This window comes from Actinomycetospora soli, assembly GCF_021026295.1.
GTDB classification, from domain to species: Bacteria; Actinomycetota; Actinomycetes; order Mycobacteriales; family Pseudonocardiaceae; genus Actinomycetospora; species Actinomycetospora soli.
Genome location: NZ_JAJNDA010000002.1, coordinates 206096 through 228373, shown reverse-complemented (window position 1 = coordinate 228373; position 22278 = coordinate 206096). Strand labels below are relative to the sequence as shown.

Genomic DNA, 22278 nt, shown 5'->3' with positions numbered 1-22278 from the left:
ATGGTCACTCCGAGTGTCCTCCCCCATCGGGGTGGGGCGCGGGCCTACGCTCGGTGGGTGCCTGCCTGGATCTGGTTCGTCGTGGCGCTCGTCGCCGCAGCCGGCGGTGCGCTGCTGCTCTGGTACGACCGTGCGCGTCCGGACCGCCGGGGCAACGACCGGCGGGAGTGGGCGGCGTCGAAGGGCTGGGAGTTCACCGACGCGCTGTCCTCGCCGCCGCACGCCTGGCGCTACGGGACGCTGCGCGGTGACGGCCCCCGGCAGGCGTACGACGTGGCGACCGGTGCGGTCCCCGGCCCGGGTGGCCGCCGCCTCGGCTGCATCTTCGACCAGGAGCAGGACGGCCGGACGATCGGCACGATCGCCGCGGTGCGCGGCACCGTCGCGGTGCCGGTGGCCCTGGAGCTGCGGCTGCCCGAGTCGCCGCGGCCGGACGACGACGAGCTCGACAACCTCGGGCAGGTCGGCCGCCGCTACGCCTTCGTGTCGAACGCGCTCGAGGGACGGCGGCTGCTGACCCGCCAGGTCACCGACGCCGCCGACCGGGTCGGCGCCGACGTGCCGCTGGTGTGGGCCGAGGACACCTGGGTGCTCGCCTCGATCGACCCCGAGGCCGACCCGGACCGCGTCGAGGGGCTCATCGAGTCGCTCGTGGAGGTCTCGGCCGCGATCAAGGAGGCCGTCGAGGGCGGGCCCGGCGCCGGCGCGGAGCCGCGCGGCGACGACGCGCCCACGTCCGTCGTCGGGAAGCGGGAGCCGGAACGGGCGGTGCCGCCGGTCGGCAGCCCGGCCGACGAGTCCCGCACCGAGACCGTGGAGCGCGAGGACCGGGACGACCGGGACGACCGGGACGACCGGGACGACGACGCCCCGACCACGGTGGTCGACCGCCGCGACCGCGACCGCGACCGGCGCGACGAGGACGACGCACCGACGACGACCGTCGGCCGTCCGGCCGGTTCCGGAGCGGCGGCGAAGGCCCGGACCGACAGGCACGACCAGGACGACGACGACTTCGACGACGAGTTCGAGGCGTTCGCCTCCGGCGACGAGGACACGAGCCCGTACCGCGCCGCCGAGGGCGAACGCGGCCGTCCGACGCACCGTGACCGGCCCGCCGACATCCCCTACGACCTCGAGAGCGACGACCCCGAGCCCGACCCGCCGCGGTCGGACGGCCCGCGCTCGTCCCAGGGCAGCACCTGGCGCAGCGGGAAGTTCCGGGGCCGGTGACGCGGACCGCGCTGGTCACGGGGGCCAGCTCCGGACTGGGCACCGAGTTCGCCGTCCAGCTCTCCGCGGCCGGCTACGCGCTCGTGCTGGTCGCGCGGGACGATGTCCGGCTGCGCGCCCTGGCCGACCGGCTCGGGAACGCGGAGGTGCTGGTCGCCGACCTGGCCGACCCGGAGGCCCGCCGTGCCGTCGAGGCGCGGCTCGCCGACGAGGACCGTCCGGTGGACCTGCTCGTCAACAACGCGGGCTACGGGACGGCGGGCGAGTTCGTCGAGACCGACCTCGACGTGCTCGCGGCCAACCACGAGGTCAACGTGACCACCGTGCTGCGCCTGACCCGTGTCGCGCTGCCCGGCATGATCGCCCGGGGCCGCGGCGGGGTCCTGAACGTGTCCAGCGTCGCGGGCTTCCTGCCCGGTCGCGGCTCGGTCTACGGCGCGGGCAAGGCCTACGTGACGATGCTGTCGCAGAACCTCGCGGGCGTCCTCGCCGGCACCGGGGTGCACGTGATGGCGCTGTGCCCCGGGTTCGTGAAGACCGAGTTCCACCAGCGCTTCGGGCAGGCCCGCACCGGCCCGGCGTTCGCGTGGATGGACGCCGACGACGTCGTGTCGACCGCGCTGGCCGACTTCGAGCGCGGCCGTCCGGTGTCGGTGCCGCACCCGCTCTACAAGGCGATCGTGCTCGCCTCCCGGCTCGCGCCGCCACGCCTCGTGCACGCGCTGGCCCGTCGGAGTGCCTCGGGCCGCGGGTGAGGCCGGACGAAACGGACGATTACGACGCTCCGTCACCGGAGCGTTGACCGTGTGTCCGGCGGTGGTCACGATGGAGTCCATGAGCTGCGGGTCTCCACGGTGACGCCCCGGGTGTCGGTGGTGATCCCGCTCTACCAGAAGGAGCGGTACATCGGCCGCACGCTGGCGAGCGTGCTCGCCCAGACCTTCGAGGACTACGAGGTGGTCGTCCTCGACAACGCCTGCACCGACGGGTCGGCGGACGTCGTGCGGAGCGTCACCGACCCGCGGGTGCGGCTGGAGCGCAACCCCGAGACGATCCCCGCGCCGCAGAACTTCCGGCGGGCCGTGGAGCTCTCCCGGGCGCCGCTGGTGAAGGTGCTGAGCGCGGACGACCTGATCTACCCGACGGCGCTCGCGGAGCAGGTCCCGGTGCTCGACGACGACCCCGGTCTCCCGCTGGTCTCCTGCCGCCACGACCTGGTGGACGACGACGACCACGTGCTGTCCCGCGACCGGGCCCTGCGCAGCCGGGACCTGCTGGGCCGGCAGGACACCACCACGGTGATCCGCCGGATCGTGCGCCACCGCGGCAGTCCGCTCGGGGTGCCCGGCAACATGCTGTTCCGCCGCACGGCCTACGACGCGGCGGGCGGTTTCCCCGACAACCCGTACGCGCTGGACATCGGGCTCGCGGCCCGGCTCGTCGAGCACGGCGGGTTCTTCGGGATGCCCCGCACGCTCTCGGCGTTCCGGCTCGCGACGGGGTCGGTGACCTCGAGCGCGTTCCGCCGCAACATCGCCCTGCAGCACCAGTTCCTGCGCGAGCTGCGGGAGCGTCACCGCGACGTGGTCCGCCGCCGCGACGTCGTGGCCGGTCTGCTGCGGGAGCCGCTCACCACCGCCCGGCAACGTCTCATGGCCGCCGCCTCCACCGACCCGTCGAGCCGTCGGCACCGATGGCTGCGCGCGACGGTCGACCCGCGGGCGTCCGTCCGGTCCTGACCCGGGCCGTCGTCACAATGGGCCCATGCCCTCGCCGCACGCACCCCTGCCCGGAGCCCCCGCGGAACGCGCCGTCGCCGTCGTCGGCGGCGGCCCCGACGTGGACCGGGCGGCCCGCGACCGGCTCGCGGCCCTGGCCCGCGAGCTCGCCGTGGTGCACGGCCGCGTCACGCTGTCCTCCGGCCGCGAGGCGGACTACTACGTGGACATGCGGCGGATCAGCCTCCACCACGAGGCGGCGCCGCTGATCGGGCGGCTGCTGCGGGAGATGACCGCCGACTGGTCCTACGACGCCGCCGGCGGGCTGACCATGGGCGCCGACCCGGTCGGCGCGGCGATCATGCACGCCCCGGGTCGTCCGGTGGACGCGTTCGTGGTGCGCAAGGAGGCCAAGGGCCACGGCATGCAGCGACGGGTGGAGGGACCCGACGTCGCCGGGCGGCGGGTGCTCGTCGTGGAGGACACCTCCACCACGGGCGGCAGCCCGGTCACCGCGCTCGACGCGCTGCGCGAGGCGGGCGCCGAGGTGGTGGGGGTCGCGACGATCGTCGACCGCGCCACCGGCGCCGCCGAGGTCATCGAGGAGCGGGGGGTGCCCTACCGGGCGCTGCTCGGGCTCGACGACCTGGGCCTGGGGTGACCGGCGACCCCGACGACGGGCCCGGCCCCACCGAATGGACGACGGCGCCCGAGGTGGGGGTCGGCCCGTGGGACGGGCCCTGGCCGACCGACCCGCGCTACGACCCGGAGCTGCTCGCCGGGGGCGACCGGCGCAACGTCGTCGACCGGTACCGCTACTGGCGCCGGGAGGCGATCGTCGCCGACCTCGACACCCGGCGGCACCCGTTCCACGTCGCCATCGAGAACCTCCGCCACGACGCGAACATCGGGACGATCGTGCGCACGGCGAACGCGTTCCTGGCCGCGGAGGTGCACGTCGTGGGCCGGCGGCGCTGGAACCGCCGCGGCGCGATGGTCACCGACCGGTACCAGCACGTCCGGCACCACCCCGGCGTGGTCGAGCTCGTCGCGTGGGCGCGCGAGGTCGGCCTGGCCGTCGTCGCGGTGGACAACGGGCCGGGCGCCGCGCCCCTGGAGACCACGGTGCTGCCGCGGGCCTGCGTGCTGCTGTTCGGCCAGGAGGGCCCGGGCCTGACGCCGGAGGCGACGGCCGGTGCCGACCTCGTCGTGTCGATCGCCCAGTTCGGCTCGACCCGATCGATCAACGCGGGGGTCGCCGCCGGGATCGCCATGCACGCCTGGGTCCGGGAGCACGCGGCTCCCTGACCTCAGGCGTTCGGGCGCCGGATCTGCTGGGTGGGGGCGTCGGCCTCGTTGGCGCCGTCGAGGGTCTGCTCGGCGAGCCCGGACGCGCCGAGCTTCTTCTCCCGCCGCGCCTGGACGACCTCCACCAGGATCGGCAGGATCGAGACGACCACGACGAGGATCAGCATCAGCTCGATGTTGTTCTTGACGAACTCGAACTGGCCGAGCGCGGCGCCGAGCAGCGTCACGCCGGCGGCCCAGAGCACGGCGCCGATCGCCGAGAAGGTCATGAAGCGCTTCGCGTCCATCCGGCCCACGCCGGCCATGACCGTGATGAAGGTGCGCACGATCGGCACGAAGCGGCCGAGCACGATGGCCCGGTTGCCGTACTTGTCGAAGAACTTCTGCGTCCGCTCGACGTTCTCGCGCTTGAACAGCTTCGAGTCCGGCTTGTCGAAGATGGCCGGGCCGGCCTTGCGGCCGATCCCGTAGCCCACGACGTTGCCCGCGAAGGCCGCGACCACCAGGACGATGCACACGAGCCACAGCGGGGTCTCGATCAGCCCCGTGGTGGCCGCGAGGCCGGTGATGAACAGCAGCGAGTCACCCGGCAGGAAGAACCCGATCAGCAGTCCGCACTCCGCGAACAGGATCAGGGCCACGCCCAGCAGGGCCCACGGGCCCAGGCTGGAGATGATGTACTGCGGGTCCAGCCACTGCGGGCCCAGGGCCACGACCGTCGTCGCATCGGCGAGCGTCACGCCTCGTCACGGTACTGGCCGGGCGTGGGTGTCCGGTGTGTGCCTCCGTCGAAGCGCCCGTCGGTGTCCCGGGCGGTCACCCGGCGTCAGGCCGGCAGCAGCAGCGAGAGCACGCCGATCGCGGCGCCGACGGTGCCGCCGGCCAGCAGGGACACCAGCCCCCACCAGGCGACGGTCCCCTTCGTCCACGTCCCCGGACCCTCCACGGGGGCGACCGCCCGCGGGGGGTACGCCGGCCCCGCCGTGTACGGACCGTAGGCGGGGACGGGTCCCGACGGCGGGCCCTGCCGCGGCCCGCCGGGCGGGGGACCGGGGTGGGCGGCGAGCGGCCGGCCCGGCGGCGGTGCGGCGACCCCGCTCGTGCGGGGCGCGGGGACGTCGGCGCGCACCGTGCTCGGCCCGGTGCCGGACGCGGGGGCGTCGGGCCTGCGCCGGCCGAGCGGACGGAACCGCCGCGGCCGGGCCGGGGCGGCGCTCGCGGGCGCCGTGGCGGGCGGGTCGGACGGCGGGACCGCACGCGGGGTCGACACGCCGCCCGCCGCGTGGGCCCGCAGCGCCTCGGACAGCAGTCGCTCGTCATCCATCGCGGGCGATGGTAACCAGGTCGACCCGCGCTGCCCCAGGGGTCGGCCGGGCGTGGTCCGGACGGCCGGACGGGTGCGTGCGACGGGTGGCGGGCCGCCGGACGGGCCTACGGCGTGCCGCCCACGATCTTCGAGATGGCGTCGAGGCCGCGGCTGGCGGTCGACTTCACGGTGCCCCGGCTGATGCCCGTGGCCTCGGCGATCTCAGCCTCCGAGAGCCCGCCGTAGTAGCGCAGCACGAGCACCTCGCGCTGGCGGCGCGGGAGCTGGGAGAGCGCGGAGACCACGGCCTGGTGCTCGGCGGAGAGCATCGCCAGCGACTCGGCGGACCGGGCGTCGGCGGTGTGCGGAGGGGTGTACTCGCGGGCGGTGCGGCGACGGCGCAGGACCGACCGCGAGCCGTTGACCACGGCGGTGCGCAGGTAGCCCAGGGCGGCGTTCTCGTCGCGCAGCCGCGACCAGTGCCGGTGCAACCCGGTGAACGCCTCCTGCACCACGTCCTCCGCGGTGGCCGGGTCGTCCACGAGCAGGATCGCGAGCCGCACGAAGCGCATGCGGTGCTCGCGGTAGAGGTCCTCGAGGGTGCGCGGGCCGTCCGGCGAGGGCTGCGGGGGCCCCGCGGGCGGCGGCCCCGCCGGGAGACCACCGGGGGGCGCGGGCGGGCCGGCCGGGCCGGGCGCGGGGCGGCCGGCGCCGGGGTGCATCGGCGGCCGGTTCGGGGCCGGGTGGGGCGGCGCACCGTTCGTTCCGCGGGCAGGAGGTGCGGCCGGGTGCACCACCGAGGCCTCGGCCCCGGTCATGGCGTCGAGCGCGCGCAGGCTGCCCAGCGTGCGTTCGATCGCGCTCTCGACCGGCTCGACCACGGCTCCGACGATAGACCAGGCCCCCGACACCTCTCCGTCCTGCCGGGTGATGAAACGGGAGATCACGACCGCTTGTCGCCGGGCACCGCCGAACGGGGGAGATCGGTCACGTCGTCGCTCGTCGCGGGCCGCAGCGGACACCCACTCGGCACGGGCATACTGCGGCCGCCGGGGACGGCAGCGCAGCCAACACAGTCACGCAGGGAGCCACCTCATGCCGATCGCGACCCCCGAGGTCTACAACGAGATGCTCGACCGGGCGAAGGCGAACCGCTTCGCCTACCCGGCCATCAACTGCACCTCGTCGGAGACGATCAACGCCGCGCTGCGCGGGTTCGCCGAGGCCGAGAGCGACGGCATCATCCAGTTCTCCACCGGCGGCTCGGAGTTCGGCTCCGGGCAGGCCGTGAAGGACATGGTGGTCGGGTCGAGCGCGCTGGCCGAGTTCGCGCACGTCGTCGCCGAGAAGTACTCGATCAACGTCGCGCTGCACACCGACCACTGCCCGAAGGACAAGCTGGACGGCTTCGTCCGCCCGCTGATCGACATCTCCCAGGAGCGGGTGAACTCCGGGCGCGCCCCGCTGTTCCAGTCGCACATGTGGGACGGCTCCGCGGTGGAGCTGCACGAGAACCTCGAGATCGCCCAGGAACTGCTGGAGAAGGCCGCGAAGGCCCACATCATCCTGGAGATCGAGATCGGCGTGGTCGGCGGCGAGGAGGACGGCGTCGCCAACGACATCAACGACAAGCTCTACACCGCCCCCGGCGACTACGAGCACACCGTCGACGCCCTCGGCGCCGGCGAGAAGGGTCGCTACCTGCTCGCGGCGACCTTCGGCAACGTCCACGGCGTCTACAAGCCGGGCAACGTCAAGCTCCGCCCCGAGGTCCTCAAGGAGGGCCAGCAGGTCGCGGCCCGCAAGCTCGGCCTGCCCGAGGACTCGAAGCCGTTCGACCTCGTCTTCCACGGCGGCTCGGGCTCGCTGCTCGAGGAGATCCACGAGGCGCTGGACTACGGCGTGGTGAAGATGAACGTCGACACCGACACCCAGTACGCGTTCACCCGGCCCATCGCCGGCCACATGTTCTCGAACTACGAGGGCGTGCTGAAGGTCGACGGCGAGGTCGGCGACAAGAAGGTCTACGACCCCCGCTCGTACCTCAAGGCGGCCGAGGGCGGCATGGCCGCGCGCGTCGTCCAGGCGTGCGAGAACCTGCGCTCCACGGGGCAGTCGCTGGCGAAGTAGCGCCCCCTCCCTCGTGGCAGGAAAGCGTCGTCGCCCTCACCCAGTGGCAGGAACGCCGCTTCCTGACGGCGGGTCGGGGCCGGCCGGGCGGGACCGGGGAGAATCGGGGTCATGACGATCCCGACCGGTCCCTCCGCCGGGCACGGCCACAACCTGCTCGGGCCCCAGCCCACCTACCTGCCGGCCGACCCGGGGCCGAACGACCGCCTCGCCGCCGGCGAGGACCCGGCCGCCGTCGCCGCGGACCACCCGACGTCGAGCGCGGCGTGGGCGACGCTGGCCGAGCAGGCGCTGGACGGCGGGCGGACGATCGCGGCCTACGCCTACGCGCGCACCGGCTACCACCGCGGCCTCGACCAGCTGCGCCGCAACGGCTGGAAGGGCTTCGGCCCCGTGCCGTGGGACCACCAGCCGAACCAGGGCTTCCTGCGCGCCGTGGCCGTGCTCGCCAAGGCGTCCGCCACGATCGGCGAGGCCGACGAGGCCGCGCGCTGCCGGGACCTGCTCGACGACTGCGACCCCGGGGCCGCGCCGGCCCTCGGCGTGGTCTGAGGACCCGCTGGTCCGGACGAACGGGTCGTTCGTGCACCCCCACGCCACGAACGACCCGGTCGTCCGGTCCGGGACGACGTCATGAGCAGATTCGGCACGTTTCTCGACACACGGCGGCGACGGTTCCGCGAGTCGGCGTGGCCGGTGCTGCAGTGCGCGCTGGCGGCGGGCGCGGCGTTCGCGATCGCGCAGCAGGTGTTCGGCCACCCCGTGCCGTTCTTCGCGCCGATCGCGTGCGTGCTGGTCCTCGGGATCTCGCTGACCAACCGGCTCCGGCGCAGCATCGAGCTCGCGGTCGGCGTGAGCGTCGGCGTCGGGGTGGGCGACGCGATCGTGCTGGTCATCGGCTCGGGCTGGTGGCAGATCGCCGTCGTCGTCGCCCTGGCCCTGCTCGTGGCGCTGCTGTTCGACGTCGGCGCGCTCCTGCTCAACCAGGCCGCCGTGTCGGCCGTGCTGGTGGCCACGCTGCAGCCGCCCGGCACGTCGGCCGCGTTCTCGCGCTGGGTGGACACGCTCATCGGGGCGGCGCTCGGGCTCCTCGTCGCGGCTGTCCTGCCGTCGAACCCGCTCACCGCGGCGCGACGGACCGTGGACACGCTGCTCGCCGAGCTCTCCGAGGCCCTGCGCGGGGCGGCGGAGAGCCTCGACGCCTCCGACCCCGAGACCGGCACCCGCGTCCTGGAGCGGATCCGCGCGAGCCAGCGCGCCGTCGACGCGTTCGACAGCGCGGTCGACGCCGGCCTGGAGATCACCGCGATCGCCCCCGGCCGGCGTCGTCACCGGGGCGAGCTGTCGCGGCTGCGGGCCGCGACCGGGCCGCTCGACCTCGCGGTGCGCAACGCCCGCGTCCTCGTCCGCCGGGCGGTGTCGTCGGAGACCGACGACGAGACCGTCGGCCCGGACGTCGCGCCGGTCCTGCGCGAGCTGGCGGACGCGGTCGACCTGCTCCGCGTCGACCTGGCGGGCGGGCACCGGCTGGACGGGGCGGAGTCGGCGGTGCTCGACGTCGCGGCACGGCTGCCCCGGCGCGGTGGCGGGTTCTCCGCGGACGTCGTCGTGGCGCAGATGCGCTCGATCGTCACCGACCTGCTGTGCGCCGTGGGGATGGACCGCGACGCGGCCCGCTCGGCGGCGTCGGCGAGTCGCCGCTGAGCGTGTCGACCTGCTGACGTCGGGCGTCAGCGGTGGGCCACGGCTGACACCCGGCCCGTGCACACGTGCGCCGTGGCGACCTGCTGACGCCGGACGTCAGCGGTGGGCCACGGCTGACACCGGGGTGGGCTACGACGCCTTCGGCAGCGGCCGGTCGGTCACCTCGGCAGGCACGACGTCGACGACCAGCGGTTCCGGGACCGCCTGCAGGTGACGCTGAGCGACCGTCCGCGACGCGGGCGCCTCGAGGCGCAGCGGCGGGCGGACGGTGCGGCGGCGCGTCGGGACGTCGAGCACGCGGGACTCGAATCGCTCCATGAGCACGGTCGCGATCAACAGGACCAGGGGGATGAGGACCGCGACCAGCATGAACAGACCTTACCCGCGTCGCGCGGAGCCTGAACCTGATCGTTTCCAGGTCGGTCCGAACGTCGCATCGACCGTTACGGCAGGTGTGGTAGCGGTCACCTCCGCTGTCCGCCGATGACGACGGACGTTTCCCGGACGTTCACCCACGGTCACGAGCGCACGAGGTGCCAGTCCGCGGTGTGCCGGTACCAGGAGCGTCGTTCGAGGGGCTTCGGGTCGTCCACGCCGTCCCGGCTCGCGGCCGCGACGGTGCCCGGGCGGATGCCCACCGTGGCCGCCCGGCCGAACGTCGTGTGCTCACGTGCACGCAGGAAGCGGCGGCGCCCGCGGAGGGTCACGGCCACGCCCCCGCCGCCGGGCCCGAGCCCGCCGCGGGTGTCGGCCTGCGGGTCCGGGCGCACGACGAGCCCGTCCGCCTCGCCGCGGACGAGTTCGTGCTCGTCGCAGAACGACACCCCGGAGAACGGGCCCACCCGGTGGACGCCCGCGATCACGCTCCCGCGGTCGTCGCGGACGAGCGGGGCGGACGTCGCCGCCCCGTCGAGCGCGAGCGTCAGCGCGGCGTCCGGATCCGTCGGCAGGCCCCAGACGGCGGCCGCCTCCGACGACGGGTCGGTCGGGACGAACCCGACCGCGAGCTCCAGGCGCTCACGGCGCAGCAGGCGCACGACGACGGCGGCGAGCGCCGCGTCGGAGCCGGCGACGACGAGGCGGGTGGCGTCGTCGAGCAGCGGGTCCACCTCGGCGCGGGTGGGGATCGCGGAACAGGCGACCGCACCCGTCGTCGGGACGGCCCGGGCCGAGTCACCGCAGGTCAGCAGCACCGTTCCCGGCGGGGGTGCGTCTCGGGTGGACAACGACGACTACCCTTCCGGTGCACGGGGCGGACTCGTGCGCGAGAACAGCACGCGACCCGAGGGAGTCTCACATGCCCGCGATCGTCCTCATCGGTGCCCAGTGGGGTGACGAGGGCAAGGGCAAGGCGACGGACATCCTCGGCGGTGAGGTCGACTGGGTCGTCCGCTACCAGGGTGGCAACAACGCCGGCCACACCGTGGTGCTCCCCGACGGCCAGAAGTTCGCACTGCACCTCATCCCGAGCGGGATCCTGACGCCGGGCGTCACCAACGTCATCGGCAACGGCGTCGTCGTCGACCCGGCCGTGCTGCTCGAGGAGCTCGCCGGGCTCGAGGCCACGGGCGTCGACACCACGAACCTGCTGATCAGCGCGGATGCGCACCTGATCATGCCGTACCACGTGGCGATGGACAAAGTCACCGAGCGCTTCCTCGGCAAGTCCAAGATCGGGACGACAGGTCGCGGGATCGGCCCGGCCTACCAGGACAAGGTCGCCCGCGTCGGCGTGCGCGTGCAGGACCTGCTCGACGAGAAGATCCTCCGCCAGAAGGTCGAGGCGGCGCTGGACCTGAAGAACCAGGTCCTGGTCAAGGTCTACAACCGGCGCGCGCTCGACCCCGACGAGGTCGCCGACCAGGTGCTCGCCTGGTCCGAGGGCTTCGCGCACCGCATCGCCGACACCCGTCTCGCGCTGAACCAGGCGCTCGAGGCCGGCGAGACGGTGCTGCTGGAGGGCTCGCAGGGGACGCTGCTCGACGTCGACCACGGCACCTATCCGTACGTGACCTCGTCGAACCCGACGGCGGGCGGCGCGTCGGCCGGCTCCGGGATCGGCCCGACGCGCATCGACCGCGTCATCGGGATCCTCAAGGCGTACACGACCCGCGTCGGCTCGGGCCCGTTCCCGAGCGAGCTCTTCGACGCCGACGGCGAGTACCTGCGCAAGCAGGGCGGCGAGTTCGGCGTGACGACGGGTCGCTCCCGCCGCTGCGGCTGGTTCGACGCCGTGATCGCGCGGTACGCGACCCGGGTCAACGGCCTCACCGACATCTTCCTGACGAAGCTCGACGTCCTGTCGAGCCTGCCCGAGGTCCCGATCTGCGTCGCCTACGAGATCGACGGCAAGCGCGTCGAGGACATGCCGATGACGCAGTCCGACCTGCACCACGCGAAGCCGGTCTACGAGCGGATGCCGGGCTGGTTCGAGGACATCTCGGCGTGCCGCGACTTCGACGACCTGCCGCAGGCCGCGCGGGACTACGTGGAGCGGATCGAGGAGCTCTCGCTGGCGCCGGTGTCGGCGATCGGGGTCGGCCCCGGCCGCGACGAGACCATCACGCGACGGACGTCGGTGGTGTGACGAGCTCACGTAACCTGGACGGGTGGGCGCCTGTGAACACCTCATCGCTTCGAAGGACGTCGACGCGCCGGTGCCGCAGGTCGAACGGGGCACCCCCGGCCTGATCTGCCCCGACTGCCGCGAGGCGGGCTACGAGGTGTGGGCCCACCTGCGCATGTGCCTGACCTGCGGGCACGTCGGGTGCTGCGACTCGAGCCCCCACCGGCACGCCTCGAACCACTTCACCGACACCGGGCACGCGGTGATGGAGTCGTTCGAGCCGGGCGAGTCGTGGCGCTGGTGCTACCTGGACCGGCGGCTGCTGCCCTAGGTGGCCTGCGGCCCCGTGAGTAGTTGTGACGGCGATAGCCGTCAGAAGTACTCACGGGCGCGGAGCGCACCTATCGCCCGATCGGACTAGCCGCGTCCTGCCTACCCGTGGGTATACGGGCCCGCTCGGACCCGAGGGTGGTCCGGCGGAGGGGCACGGGGATGAGCGGCAGCGGGCTGTACGGCAGTGACCTGAGCGGGGGGAACACCCGGCGTGCGGCGACCGCCGAGCTCATCGGGACGTTCCTGCTGGTGTTCGCCGGGACCGCCGTCGCGGTGACCGCGGCGACCGGCCGGACGATCGCCGGACAGCCCGCGAACTCGCTCGCGGTGGCCCTCGCGTTCGGCCTCGTGCTGGTCGCCCTCGTGTCGGCGCTCGGCCACGTGAGCGGCGCCCACCTCAACCCGGCGGTGACGGTCGCCCTGGCCCTCACCCGCAAGTTCCCCTGGCGGACGGTCCCGGCCTACGTCGTCGCCCAGCTCGTCGGGGCCGTCCTGGCGGCGCTCGTCGTGTGGGCGGTGTTCGGCTCCGCGGCCCGGGACCAGGCCTCGCTCGGTGCGACCGTTCCCGCAGCGGGTGCGAGCGTCTGGCAGGTCCTGCTCGTCGAGGTCGCGATCACCTTCCTGCTCATGTTCGTGATCATCTCGGTGGCCACCGACGACCGCGTCGCGCCCGCCGCCGTCGGTCCGGCCGTCGGATTCGCCCTCGCCGCGGCCGTGCTCATCGGCGGCCCGGTGTCCGGTGGCGCCGTCAATCCCGCCCGCGCGCTCGGCCCGATGCTGGTCTCCGGCAGCCTCGACGCGTGGTGGGCCTACCTCGTCGGCCCGCTCGTCGGGGCGGCGGTCGCCGCGGTCGTCTACGACCGCTTCCTCGCCCGGGCCAGCGCGCCCGAGCCCGAGGCGACCGCCCACGTCGTCGGGAAGAGCTAGGCAGGTGGCCGGCGGCCCCGTGAGTACTTGTGACGGTGATACCCGTCAGAAGTACTCACGGGGCGAAGCCACCCCACGCCGCGATCGCCGTGTCGGGGTTGTCGCTGAAGAGCCCCTCGATCCCGAGCGCGCGGTACTGCGCGTACTCGCCGAAGGCGTCGCCGTAGGTCGACCGCTCGGGGTTCGGGCGCTGCAGCGGCGGCGGGAGGAACTCGTTCTCGTTGCGGAACGTGTAGGGCATCGTCCTCAGACCTGCGGCCCGGGCGTCGCCGGCGAGCGTCGTCGGCGCCCCGGTCGGCGGGATCACCCGTTCCTTGGACGGGCCGATCCACGTCGCGTAGGTGGCGACCTCCTGCAACCCGCGGGCGGTGACGAGGTCGTCGAAGGTGCGGGGGTCGCGGGCGGCGACGAAGTCGGCGGGGGCCTTGCCGGTCGAGTCGACCAGCTGCAGCAGCGGGCAGCCGATCTGGCCCTTGAGCGCCTTGAGGTTCGCGACCTCGAAGGACTGCACGATCACCTGCGGGTCCTGGGCCAGGTTCCGTCGCCGCAGGACGTCGACGAACACCGGCTCGATCGGCAGCCCGACCGACGCGTGCCAGGTCGAGTGCTTGATCTCCGGCAGCACGCCGACCCGCCGCCCGAGCTCCTGCGACAGCCCCGCGAGCAGGTCGAGCACCTCGTCGAGGGTGAGGATCGGGGCGCGGCCGTCGTACAGCGTGTTGTGCGGACGGGTCGCCGGGATGCGTTCGACGGCGCGGAGGGTCTTGAGCTCGGCGAGGGTGAAGTCGGTGGTGAACCAGCCGTCGTAGGACGTCCCGTCGATCACCACGGTCCGGCGCCGCGACGCGAACTCGGGGCGGCGGGCCACGTCGGTGGTGCCGCCGATCTCCGGCTCGTGGCGGGCGACGAGCTGCCGGTCGCGCGTCGAGCACAGGTCCACGTCCACCGCGTCGGCGCCCATCCGCGCGGCGAGCGAGTACGACGAGGCGGTGTGCTCCGGGCGGTACCCGGACGCCCCGCGGTGCCCGACGATCGTGACCTGCCCGCGGCCCGGCACGGGCTGTCCCGGTGCGGGCGAGGCGGCCGGGGCGGGACCCGTGGCGGCCGCCGGGGCGGCGGGGGCGGAGTCGGAGCACGCGGCGAGACCGGCGGTCGCGGCGAGGCCACCCGCGGCGGCGAGCGCGGCGCGTCGGGAGAGGGACATGCGCGGCATGCTGTCCCGACGGCGGGTCGCGGCGCCACCGGACGCGGGTGAACAGCGGGTGCGCGCGGGCACCCCGTAGGGTCCGGGCCGTGCGAGTCCTGGTCATCGGGTCCGGCGCCCGCGAACACGCCCTGCTGCTCGCCCTGGCGGCCGACCCCGCGGTGACCGCGCTCGCCGCCGCCCCCGGCAACGCCGGCACGGCAGCCGTGGCCGAGCACCCCGGCCTGGCCGACCCGTCGTCGGGAACGGCCGTGGTGGACCTGGCGCGGCGCTGGCGCGCCGACCTCGTCGTGATCGGTCCCGAGGCACCGTTGGTGGCCGGCGTCGGCGACGCGCTGCGCGAGGCGGGCATCCCGTGCTTCGGGCCGTCCGCGGCCGCGGCGCGGATCGAGGGGTCGAAGGCGTTCGCCAAGGACGTGATGACCGCGGCGCACGTGCCGACCGCGTCGTCCGAGGTCGTCGACACCCCGGCGCGGCTGGACGCGGCGCTGGCGCGCTTCGAGCCGCCGTGGGTGGTCAAGGACGACGGGCTCGCGGCGGGCAAGGGCGTGCTCGTCACCGTCGACTACGACGACGCCCGCGCGCACGCCATGACGGTGCTCGAGGCGGGCCACCCGGTGCTGCTGGAGTCCTACCTCGACGGTCCCGAGGTGTCGCTGTTCTGTTGCGTCGACGGCACCGACGTGGTGCCGCTCGTCCCGGCGCAGGACTCGAAGCGGCTCGGCGACGGCGACGTCGGGCCGAACACCGGCGGGATGGGCGCCTACGCCCCGCTGCCGTGGGCGCCGTCCGGGCTGGTGCGGGACGTGGTGACGACAATCGTGCGGCCCGTCGCGCAGGAGATGGCCCGCCGCGGGACACCGTTCTCCGGGCTGCTGTACGCGGGGCTGGCGCTGACCTCGTCGGGCCCGCAGGTGGTGGAGTTCAACTGCCGCTTCGGTGACCCGGAGACCCAGGCGGTGCTGGCGCTGCTGCGGTCGTCGCTGTCGTCGTTGCTGCTCGCGACGGCGACCGGTCGGCTGGGCGAGGAGCCCGCCCCGACCTGGGCGGACGGCTCGGCGGTGACGGTGGTGGTCGCGGCCGAGGGCTACCCGGGCGCGGTGCGCACGGGCGAGGTGATCACCGGCGCCGACGGCGACGGGGTGCTGCACGCCGGGACCCGCCGTCGGGACGACGGGGCCGTGGTGTCGTCGGGCGGGCGGGTCCTGTCCGTCGTGGGCACCGGGGAGTCGCTGGAGGACGCCCGCGCCGACGCCTACCGGCGGATCGACGGCATCAAGCTCCCGGGCGCGCACTGGCGGACCGACATCGGGCTCGCGGCCGTCGAGGGCCGGGTCGCGGCGCCCTGATCCCTCCCCCTCTGTGGCAGGAAAGCGTCGTTGCTGTCATCCAGTGGCAGGGACGCCGCATTGTCGGGACCGGGTCCTCCGGGATCCCCGGAACCGCCACCACGTGGTGCGGGGCGGACCTACGCTGCTGCGCATGCCCGACGTCGTCTACGGCACCGCCGCGATCGAGCAGGCACGCGCCGAGGTGGCCGCGCACGCCCGCCGCGTCCCCGCGCTCGCGGACCTGCTGGGGCCGGCGGGGCAGTCGGCCGGGGTCGTCGGGCTGGACTCCGCGGCGCTGCTGGCCGGGGCGCTGGCCGACTGCCGCGCGGCCCTCGAGACCGAGCTGACCGCGGGCGGCGCCCGGCTCGACGAGACCGACCGCGCCCTCGACGCGACGCTGCGCGCCATGCAGTCCGCCGACACCGGCACCGCCTCGTCGCTGGGCGCCCGCCCCTTCGCCTCGGGCGCACGGGGCTTCGCCTCGCTCGGGTAGGGCGCGGTGGCCGGCTGGGGATACGACGTGGTGGGGGCGCTGGACGCCACCCCCGGCACCGAGGAGCTCCGGGCGGTCGCGGCGCGCGTCGAGCGGGTCGACACCGGGGCGCTCGCCGACCTCGCCCGCCGCTACGCCTCGGTGGCCGACGGGATGGACACCTCGGCCCGCGCGGTCGCCGACCGCGGCGAGGGCGTCGGCCGCGCCTGGCAGGGGCCGGGCGCCGACGCCTTCGCCCGCTACGCCGCGGACTTCGCCCGCGCGGGGACGGGCACCGGGGACACCGCCCGTCGCATCCAGGGCGAGCTCGCCGGGCTCGGCCGCACCCTCGCCGCGCTGCGCGAGGAGGTCGCCGGGCACGTGTCCGACGCGCTCGACCTCGCCCGCGCCCGTCCCGAGCAGGTCCGCACCGCCGTCGCGACCCCGACGGCCCGCGCGCAGGCAGCCCTCGACCGCGCCGAGGAGGAGGTCGCCGACTGCGCCCGCCGCCTCCGCGACCTCGCCGACGGCTTCACCGGCTTCTCCCGCCTCCGCTCGCCCGACGGCGGCGTCATGTCCGCATCCGGTGCGACCTCCCGTTGGACCGACCGGCAGGGCGCCGTCATCGGCGCCGACGAGCCGGTCCGGGAGGCTCGCATTCCCGACGGCGGGTCGGGCGGGTCGGGTCGTGGGACCGGTGACGACGGCACCGGTTCTGCGGACAGCTCCGGCAGCGACGGCGGTAGCGACCGCGGCTCCCGCGCGGATGCGGCCGACCCCGGCAACGTGGGTCGGTACGACACCGGCGCCGACGCGAGCGACGCGGACGCCGGCAACGCCGACGACGGCAACACCGACGGCGACGGCGACGGCGTTGGGAGCAGCGGTGACGCGAACGGTGCAGACGTGAGCGACGACGATGCCGGCCGCGGCGAGGCGGACCAGGCCGACGACAAGGCAGACCCGGCCGAGGACAAGGCCGACCAGGCCGACGACCAGGCCGACGACCAGGCCGACGACCAGGCCGACGACGAGGCCGACGACGAGGCCGAGGACCAGGCCGACCAGGCCGACGACCAGGCCGACGACCAGGCCGACCCGGACGGCGCGACCGGCACCGACCCGTCGTCCGGGAAGGGCGGCGTGCAGGACTGGATCCGGCAGGCGACCGCGATCCTGGCCGAGAACGGGGCCGACCCGGACAAGATGAAGGCCGACGACATCGCGACGATCATCGAGCACGAGTCCGGCGGCGACCCGGACGCGGTGAACAACTGGGACTCGAACGCCGCGAAGGGCACCCCGTCGAAGGGCCTCATGCAGACGATCGGCCCGACCTTCGAGGCGAACAAGCTGCCGGGCCACGACGACATCACCGATCCGGTCGACAACATCATCGCCGCCGTCCGGTACGCCATCCGGCGCTACGGATCGGTCAGCGAGGTCCCGGGCGTGGAGGCGGTGGCCCGCGGCGACTCGTACGTCGGGTACTGATGATGCGTGACGACGATGCGCCGCCCCTCCACCCGGGCCCAGGTCCCGCCGTTCCACGTCATGGACGTCTGGGCGGCGGCCGCGATCCGGGCCCGCACCCACGGTGACCTGGTCAACCTCTCCGCCGGGCAGCCCTCGACGCCCGCGCCGGTCGACGTCCGCCAGGCCGCGACCGACGCGCTCGCCACCCAGGTGCTCGGCTACTCGGGCTCGTTGGGGGTCACCGAGCTGCGCGAGGCGATCGCCGCGCACCACCGGAACCGCTACGGCGACGAGCACGTCACCGCCGACGACGTCGTCGTCACCACCGGCGGCTCCGGCGGCTTCCTGCTCAGCTTCATGGCCGCGTTCGACGCCGGCGACACGGTCGTCCTCGCCCGCCCCGGCTACCCCTGCTACCGCAACATCCTCGCCAGCCTGGGCTGCGACGTCGTCGAACTGCCCGCCGGCCCCGAGACCCGCTTCCAACCCAGCGTCGCGATGCTCGAGGAGCTGCCCGAGCCCCCGGCCGGGCTGATCGTCGCCAGCCCCGCCAACCCCACCGGCTCGGTGATCGAGCCCGACGAGCTCGCCGCCCTCGCCCGCTGGTGCGACGAGCACGGCACCCAGCTGATCAGCGACGAGATCTACCACGGCATCGAGTACGAGACCGGCCCCGCGACGGCGTCGGCGTGGAGCACCAGCCACGAGGCGGTCGTCGTCACCAGCTTCTCGAAGTACTGGTCGATGACCGGCTGGCGCCTGGGCTGGCTGCTCGTGCCCGAGCGGCTGCGCCGCGCCGTCGACGTCATTTCCGGCAACTTCACCGTCTGCGCCCCGGTCCCCGCCCAGATGGCCGCCCTGCACGCCTTCACCGAGGCCGCCTACGCCGAGGCCGACGCCCACGTCGACCGCTACGCCATCAACCGCCAACTGCTGCTCGAGGGCCTGCCGCAGATCGGGATCACCCGCCTCGCCCCCGCCGACGGCGCCTTCTACGTCTATGCCGACATCGGGCACCTCACCGACGACACCCTCGCCTTCGGGCAGCGCATCCTCGCCGAGACCGGTGTCGCGGTGGCCCCGGGCGTCGACTTCGACCCCGTCGACGGACACACCTGGATCCGGTTCTCCTTCGCCGGCGCCACCGACGACGTCCGCGAGGCCCTCGACCGCCTCGGCCGCTGGATCCCCACGCTGTAGGGCCCGTTCCCGACGGCGGGTCGTTCCCCGGTCGGAGTCGTGGTCACGGCGGTCCCGCGCTGACTACGCTGCGCCGATGCCGGAGGAGTCCGACGAGCCGCGCGTCGAGGCCTGGGAGCGCCGTACCGACCTGCCCCTGACGGTGGTCGGGCTGACCTACCTCGCCGTCTACGCGGTGCAGGTCCTGGCGTTTCGCGGCCCCGACCCGGAGTGGTTCGCGCTCGACGTCGTGCTCTGGTTGATCTGGGGCCTGTTCGTCGTCGACTTCGGCGGCCGCCTCGTGCTCGCGCGGCGCAAGTGGCGGTTCGTCGCCCACCACCCGTTCGACCTGCTCGTCGTCGTGGCGCCGTTCTTCCGCTTCCTGCGCCTGCTGCGGCTGGTGACCGTGGTGACCTCGCTGGCCCGCGTGCTGCGCGACGACTTCCGTGGCCGGGTCGCGGCCTACCTGACGGTGTCGACGTCGCTCGTCGGGTTCGTGGCCGCCCTCGCGGTGTACGAGGCCGAGCGCGACGCCCCGGACGCCTCGATCACCGGCTTCGGCGAGGCCGCCTGGTGGGTGCTCACCACGATCACGACCGTCGGCTACGGCGACCGCTACCCCGTCACCACCGAGGGCCGCCTCGTCGCGGCCGGGCTCATGCTGGGCGGCATCGCGATCCTCGGCACGGTCACCGCAGCCATCGCGACCTGGTTCCTCGAGCAGATCGGGGCGCGGGACGTGGCCGAGGCCCTGCACCCGGACGAGCCCAGCGAGACGGAACTGCTGCTCGCCGAGATCCGGGCCCTCCGGTCCCGGTTGGACGCGCTCGAGGGCACCTCCGGTGCAAGCAAAGCGTCACTGCTGGCACTGGACGCCCGGAACGCCACACCCTCGGAGTGATCAGGCCGGGACCGGCAGCGCCGCGGTCCGTTCGAGCACCGTCGCGACGTCGTCGGCCGAGACGTCCCGGTGGGTCACGAACCGCACGCCGGGCCCGAACGGCACCGCCGCCACGCCCGCCTCCGCCAGCGTCCCGACGACGGGTCCGGGCTCGGCCGTCGTCACGAGGACGATGTTGGTGTCGGGTGTCGACACCGGCCAGCCCTGCTCGCGCAGGCCGTCCGCGAGGCGGGCGGCGTGCTCGTGGTCGGCGCGCAGCGCGTCCAGCTGGTCCAGCGCGACGAGCCCGGCCGCCCCGACCACACCGCCCTGCCGGATGCCGCCGCCGAGCATCTTGCGCAACCGCCAGGCCGCCGACACGAACTCCGCCGACCCGCCGACGACCGACCCCATGGGCGCGCCGAGGCCCTTCGACAGGCACACGCTGACCGTGTCGACGCCCTCGACCAGCGTCGACGGCGCCACGTCGAGCGCGACGGCCGCGTGCCAGAGCCGTGCCCCGTCGAGGTGGATCCGCAGTCCGACCGAGCGCGCGGCCTCCACGAGCGCGACGTGCTCCCCGACCGGGGTCACCGCCCCGCCCGCCGCGTTGTGGGTGTTCTCCAGGCACAGCAGCCGCGACCGCAGGCCGAAGTACGGACCCGCGTGACCCGCCGTCGTGACGACGTCCTCGGGGCTCGGCCGGCCGGGCCCGGACGACCAGGGCAGCGGCGACGGCAGCCCGCCGGCCAGCCAGGCCGAGGTGCCGAGCTCCGCCTCGAGGACGTGCGCGCCGACCGGCGCGAGGAAGCGGTCCCCGCGCTCGAGGTGCCACATCAGCGCGATGGTGTTCGCCATGCAGCCCGTGGGCGTCCACAGCGCCGCCTCGACACCCAGGGTCGACGCCACCCGGGACTGCAGCGCGGCGAGGGTGGGGTCGCCGTCGAGCACGTCGTCGCCGACGTCGGCGCCCGCCATCGCCTCCCGCATCGCGGGGGACGGCTTGGTCACGGTGTCGGAGCGCAGGTCGAGCACGTATCTATCCTCAATCATGTGTCATCCCCCGTCGCTTCGCTCGCCCCGAGTGCGATCCCGAACGTGCTCGCCGCCCGCTACGCCTCGCCCGCCCTGCGCGACCTGTGGTCGCCCGAGCGCAAGGTCGTCCTCGAGCGGGAGCTGTGGCTGGCGGTGCTGACCGCCCAGCGCGACCTCGGGATCGACGTGCCCGAGGGCGTGCTCGACGACTACCGCCGGGTCCTGGACTCGGTCGACCTCGACTCGATCGCCGCCCGCGAGCGTACGACCCGCCACGACGTGAAGGCCCGCATCGAGGAGTTCGACGACCTCGCCGGCCACCAGCACGTGCACAAGGGCATGACGAGCCGGGACCTCACGGAGAACGTCGAGCAGCTCCAGATCCGGGACTCGCTGCGGCTGGTGGCCGACAAGACGGTCGCGGTGCTCGCGCGGCTCGCCCGCCGGGCCACCGAGTACTCGGACACGGTCATGGCCGGGCGCAGCCACAACGTCGCCGCGCAGGCCACCACGCTGGGCAAGCGGTTCGCCTCGGCCGCCGACGAGACCCTCGTCGCGTACCGGCGGGTCACCGAGCTGATCGAGCGCTACCCGCTGCGCGGGATCAAGGGCCCGGTCGGCACCGCGCAGGACATGCTCGGGCTCCTCGACGGCGACGCCACGAAGCTGGCGGATCTCGAGCAGCGCGTCGCCCGCCACCTCGGGTTCTCCGAGGTCCTGACGAGCGTCGGCCAGGTCTACCCCCGCTCGCTCGACCACGACGTGCTCTCCGCGCTCGTCCAGCTCGCGGCCGGTCCGTCGTCGTTCGCGACGACGATCCGGCTGATGGCCGGGCAGGAGCTCGTCACCGAGGGCTTCCAGGCGGGCCAGGTGGGCTCGAGCGCGATGCCGCACAAGATGAACACCCGGTCCTGCGAGCGCATCAACGGCTTCGCGATCGTGCTGCGCGGCAACGCCTCGATGGTCGCCGAGCTCGCGGGCCACCAGTGGAACGAGGGTGACGTCTCCGACTCGGTGGTCCGCCGGGTCGCCCTGCCCGACGCCTTCTTCGCGATCGACGGCCTGCTGGAGACCTTCCTGACGGTGCTCGACGAGTTCGGCGCCTACCCGGCGGTCATCGCCCGCGAGCTGGACCGCTACCTGCCCTTCCTCGCGACGACGGCGGTGCTCATGGCGGCCGTCCGGGCCGGCGTCGGCCGCGAGACCGGGCACGAGATCGTCGGGGAGCACGCCCGTGCGGTCGCCCTGGACATGCGCGAGCGCGGCATCGAGGGCAACGACCTGCTGCCGCGGCTCGCGGCCGACTCCCGGCTCGGGGTGTCCCTCGCCGACCTCGAGACGGCCGTGGCCGACCCGTCCGCCTTCGTCGGCGCGGCCGGCGCCCAGGTCGCGGCGATCGCGGAGCAGGTCGGCGGCATCGTCGCGAAGTTCCCCGAGGCGGCGGCGTACGCGCCGGGCAGCATCCTCTAGCGTCTC

24 protein-coding genes are annotated in these 22278 nt (G+C 74.4%); 17 read left to right on the top strand and 7 right to left on the bottom strand.

Going from position 1 to position 22278, the window contains the following annotated elements; all coding sequences use genetic code 11:
- The first annotated feature begins 57 nt into the window (after window positions 1–57).
- The 5 genes from LN037_RS03715 (at window position 58) to LN037_RS03695 (ending at window position 4259) form a co-directional block, all read left to right on the top strand.
- Complete coding sequence (locus LN037_RS03715; RefSeq protein WP_230749937.1) at window positions 58–1233, top strand: TtfA family protein; 1176 nt, start codon at window positions 58–60, stop codon at window positions 1231–1233.
- The gene (locus LN037_RS03710; protein ID WP_230749935.1) at window positions 1230–1988 is read left to right on the top strand and encodes an SDR family NAD(P)-dependent oxidoreductase; all 759 of its coding nucleotides are present in this window, start codon (window positions 1230–1232) and stop codon (window positions 1986–1988) included. The genes LN037_RS03715 and LN037_RS03710 overlap by 4 nt, the downstream gene beginning before the upstream one ends.
- A 99-nt stretch (window positions 1989–2087) precedes the next feature.
- Window positions 2088–2972 (top strand): glycosyltransferase family 2 protein, encoded by an 885-nt coding sequence (locus LN037_RS03705; RefSeq protein WP_230749933.1) that lies wholly within the window; start codon window positions 2088–2090, stop codon window positions 2970–2972.
- Between the two features lie 25 nt (window positions 2973–2997).
- The gene (gene pyrE, locus LN037_RS03700; protein WP_230749931.1) at window positions 2998–3612 is read left to right on the top strand and encodes an orotate phosphoribosyltransferase; all 615 of its coding nucleotides are present in this window, start codon (window positions 2998–3000) and stop codon (window positions 3610–3612) included.
- Window positions 3609–4259, top strand: a complete 651-nt coding sequence (locus LN037_RS03695) for a TrmH family RNA methyltransferase (protein ID WP_230749929.1) — start codon at window positions 3609–3611, stop codon at window positions 4257–4259. Before pyrE ends, LN037_RS03695 begins: the two co-directional genes overlap by 4 nt.
- Before the next feature lie 2 nt (window positions 4260–4261).
- Here LN037_RS03695 and LN037_RS03690 read toward each other — a convergent pair whose 3' ends face one another.
- From LN037_RS03690 to LN037_RS03680, 3 genes are all read right to left on the bottom strand, one after another.
- On the bottom strand, window positions 4262–4999 hold the full coding sequence (locus LN037_RS03690; RefSeq protein ID WP_230749927.1) for a DedA family protein: 738 nt from the start codon (window positions 4997–4999) through the stop codon (window positions 4262–4264).
- 86 nt (window positions 5000–5085) lie between these two features.
- Window positions 5086–5583, bottom strand: a complete 498-nt coding sequence (locus tag LN037_RS03685) for a hypothetical protein (RefSeq protein WP_230749925.1) — start codon at window positions 5581–5583, stop codon at window positions 5086–5088.
- 107 nt (window positions 5584–5690) lie between these two features.
- On the bottom strand, window positions 5691–6359 hold the full coding sequence (locus LN037_RS03680) for a SigE family RNA polymerase sigma factor (RefSeq protein WP_372460380.1): 669 nt from the start codon (window positions 6357–6359) through the stop codon (window positions 5691–5693).
- Window positions 6360–6660: 301 nt separating this feature from the next.
- On the opposite strand from LN037_RS03680, the gene fbaA reads away from it, so the two are divergent.
- The 3 genes from fbaA (at window position 6661) to LN037_RS03665 (ending at window position 9399) form a co-directional block, all read left to right on the top strand.
- Window positions 6661–7695 (top strand): class II fructose-bisphosphate aldolase, encoded by a 1035-nt coding sequence (gene fbaA, locus LN037_RS03675; protein ID WP_230749921.1) that lies wholly within the window; start codon window positions 6661–6663, stop codon window positions 7693–7695.
- Window positions 7696–7806: 111 nt separating this feature from the next.
- Window positions 7807–8247 (top strand): DUF3151 domain-containing protein, encoded by a 441-nt coding sequence (locus LN037_RS03670; protein WP_230749919.1) that lies wholly within the window; start codon window positions 7807–7809, stop codon window positions 8245–8247.
- 81 nt (window positions 8248–8328) lie between these two features.
- Complete coding sequence (locus LN037_RS03665) at window positions 8329–9399, top strand: FUSC family protein (protein ID WP_230749917.1); 1071 nt, start codon at window positions 8329–8331, stop codon at window positions 9397–9399.
- A 129-nt stretch (window positions 9400–9528) separates the two neighbouring features.
- On the opposite strand, the gene LN037_RS03660 is transcribed toward LN037_RS03665, so the two are convergent.
- Both LN037_RS03660 and LN037_RS03655 read right to left on the bottom strand, forming a co-directional pair.
- Window positions 9529–9768 carry a hypothetical protein gene (locus tag LN037_RS03660; RefSeq protein WP_230749915.1) on the bottom strand — a complete coding sequence of 80 codons (240 nt, stop codon included), beginning with the start codon at window positions 9766–9768 and terminating at the stop codon, window positions 9529–9531.
- A gap of 149 nt (window positions 9769–9917) precedes the next feature.
- Complete coding sequence (locus tag LN037_RS03655) at window positions 9918–10625, bottom strand: hypothetical protein (RefSeq protein WP_230749913.1); 708 nt, start codon at window positions 10623–10625, stop codon at window positions 9918–9920.
- A 71-nt stretch (window positions 10626–10696) separates the two neighbouring features.
- On the opposite strand from LN037_RS03655, the gene LN037_RS03650 reads away from it, so the two are divergent.
- The 3 genes from LN037_RS03650 (at window position 10697) to LN037_RS03640 (ending at window position 13225) form a co-directional block, all read left to right on the top strand.
- A complete protein-coding gene (locus tag LN037_RS03650) occupies window positions 10697–11986 on the top strand; it encodes an adenylosuccinate synthase (RefSeq protein WP_230749911.1) in 1290 nt (429 codons plus the stop codon).
- A 22-nt stretch (window positions 11987–12008) separates the two neighbouring features.
- Window positions 12009–12296 (top strand): UBP-type zinc finger domain-containing protein, encoded by a 288-nt coding sequence (locus tag LN037_RS03645; RefSeq protein WP_230749909.1) that lies wholly within the window; start codon window positions 12009–12011, stop codon window positions 12294–12296.
- Between the two features lie 161 nt (window positions 12297–12457).
- Window positions 12458–13225 carry an MIP/aquaporin family protein gene (locus tag LN037_RS03640; protein WP_230749907.1) on the top strand — a complete coding sequence of 256 codons (768 nt, stop codon included), beginning with the start codon at window positions 12458–12460 and terminating at the stop codon, window positions 13223–13225.
- A 55-nt stretch (window positions 13226–13280) separates the two neighbouring features.
- On the opposite strand, the gene LN037_RS03635 is transcribed toward LN037_RS03640, so the two are convergent.
- Window positions 13281–14429 (bottom strand): glycerophosphodiester phosphodiesterase family protein, encoded by a 1149-nt coding sequence (locus LN037_RS03635; protein ID WP_230749905.1) that lies wholly within the window; start codon window positions 14427–14429, stop codon window positions 13281–13283.
- Between the two features lie 89 nt (window positions 14430–14518).
- On the opposite strand from LN037_RS03635, the gene purD reads away from it, so the two are divergent.
- The 5 genes from purD to LN037_RS03610 all read left to right on the top strand — a co-directional run bounded on the left by purD (window position 14519) and on the right by LN037_RS03610 (window position 19788).
- Window positions 14519–15778 (top strand): phosphoribosylamine--glycine ligase, encoded by a 1260-nt coding sequence (gene purD, locus LN037_RS03630; RefSeq protein WP_230749904.1) that lies wholly within the window; start codon window positions 14519–14521, stop codon window positions 15776–15778.
- A 133-nt stretch (window positions 15779–15911) separates the two neighbouring features.
- Complete coding sequence (locus LN037_RS03625; RefSeq protein WP_230749902.1) at window positions 15912–16253, top strand: hypothetical protein; 342 nt, start codon at window positions 15912–15914, stop codon at window positions 16251–16253.
- 6 nt (window positions 16254–16259) lie between these two features.
- Entirely contained in the window at window positions 16260–17726 is a 1467-nt protein-coding gene (locus LN037_RS03620; protein WP_230749900.1) for a transglycosylase SLT domain-containing protein, read from the top strand.
- 15 nt (window positions 17727–17741) lie between these two features.
- Window positions 17742–18908, top strand: coding sequence for a pyridoxal phosphate-dependent aminotransferase (locus tag LN037_RS03615; RefSeq protein WP_230750396.1), 1167 nt, complete (start codon window positions 17742–17744; stop codon window positions 18906–18908).
- 76 nt (window positions 18909–18984) lie between these two features.
- A complete protein-coding gene (locus LN037_RS03610) occupies window positions 18985–19788 on the top strand; it encodes a potassium channel family protein (protein ID WP_230749899.1) in 804 nt (267 codons plus the stop codon).
- On the opposite strand, the gene LN037_RS03605 is transcribed toward LN037_RS03610, so the two are convergent.
- Window positions 19789–20820, bottom strand: a complete 1032-nt coding sequence (locus tag LN037_RS03605; RefSeq protein WP_230749897.1) for a threonine aldolase family protein — start codon at window positions 20818–20820, stop codon at window positions 19789–19791. It lies immediately after the preceding gene.
- Between LN037_RS03605 and purB the strand changes: the two genes are divergently transcribed.
- Window positions 20821–22272: an adenylosuccinate lyase gene (gene purB, locus LN037_RS03600; RefSeq protein WP_230749895.1), complete on the top strand. Its 1452-nt coding sequence runs from the start codon at window positions 20821–20823 to the stop codon at window positions 22270–22272. It begins immediately after the preceding gene.
- The last annotated feature ends 6 nt before the right edge of the window (window positions 22273–22278 follow it).

Excerpts from the sequence above, each read along its gene's own strand:
- LN037_RS03640 (WP_230749907.1), top strand. The coding sequence starts at position 12,458 with ATGAGCGGCAGCGGGCTGTACGGCAGTGACCTGAGCGGGGGGAACACC.
- LN037_RS03665 (WP_230749917.1), top strand. The coding sequence starts at position 8,329 with ATGAGCAGATTCGGCACGTTTCTCGACACACGGCGGCGACGGTTCCGC.
- LN037_RS03670 (WP_230749919.1), top strand. The coding sequence starts at position 7,807 with ATGACGATCCCGACCGGTCCCTCCGCCGGGCACGGCCACAACCTGCTC.
- LN037_RS03660 (WP_230749915.1), bottom strand. The coding sequence starts at position 9,768 with ATGCTGGTCGCGGTCCTCATCCCCCTGGTCCTGTTGATCGCGACCGTG.
- LN037_RS03610 (WP_230749899.1), top strand. The coding sequence starts at position 18,985 with ATGCCGGAGGAGTCCGACGAGCCGCGCGTCGAGGCCTGGGAGCGCCGT.
- fbaA (WP_230749921.1), top strand. The coding sequence starts at position 6,661 with ATGCCGATCGCGACCCCCGAGGTCTACAACGAGATGCTCGACCGGGCG.
- LN037_RS03625 (WP_230749902.1), top strand. The coding sequence starts at position 15,912 with ATGCCCGACGTCGTCTACGGCACCGCCGCGATCGAGCAGGCACGCGCC.
- LN037_RS03685 (WP_230749925.1), bottom strand. The coding sequence starts at position 5,583 with ATGGATGACGAGCGACTGCTGTCCGAGGCGCTGCGGGCCCACGCGGCG.
- pyrE (WP_230749931.1), top strand. The coding sequence starts at position 2,998 with ATGCCCTCGCCGCACGCACCCCTGCCCGGAGCCCCCGCGGAACGCGCC.
- LN037_RS03615 (WP_230750396.1), top strand. The coding sequence starts at position 17,742 with ATGCGCCGCCCCTCCACCCGGGCCCAGGTCCCGCCGTTCCACGTCATG.
- LN037_RS03605 (WP_230749897.1), bottom strand. The coding sequence starts at position 20,820 with ATGATTGAGGATAGATACGTGCTCGACCTGCGCTCCGACACCGTGACC.
- LN037_RS03650 (WP_230749911.1), top strand. The coding sequence starts at position 10,697 with ATGCCCGCGATCGTCCTCATCGGTGCCCAGTGGGGTGACGAGGGCAAG.
- LN037_RS03635 (WP_230749905.1), bottom strand. The coding sequence starts at position 14,429 with ATGTCCCTCTCCCGACGCGCCGCGCTCGCCGCCGCGGGTGGCCTCGCC.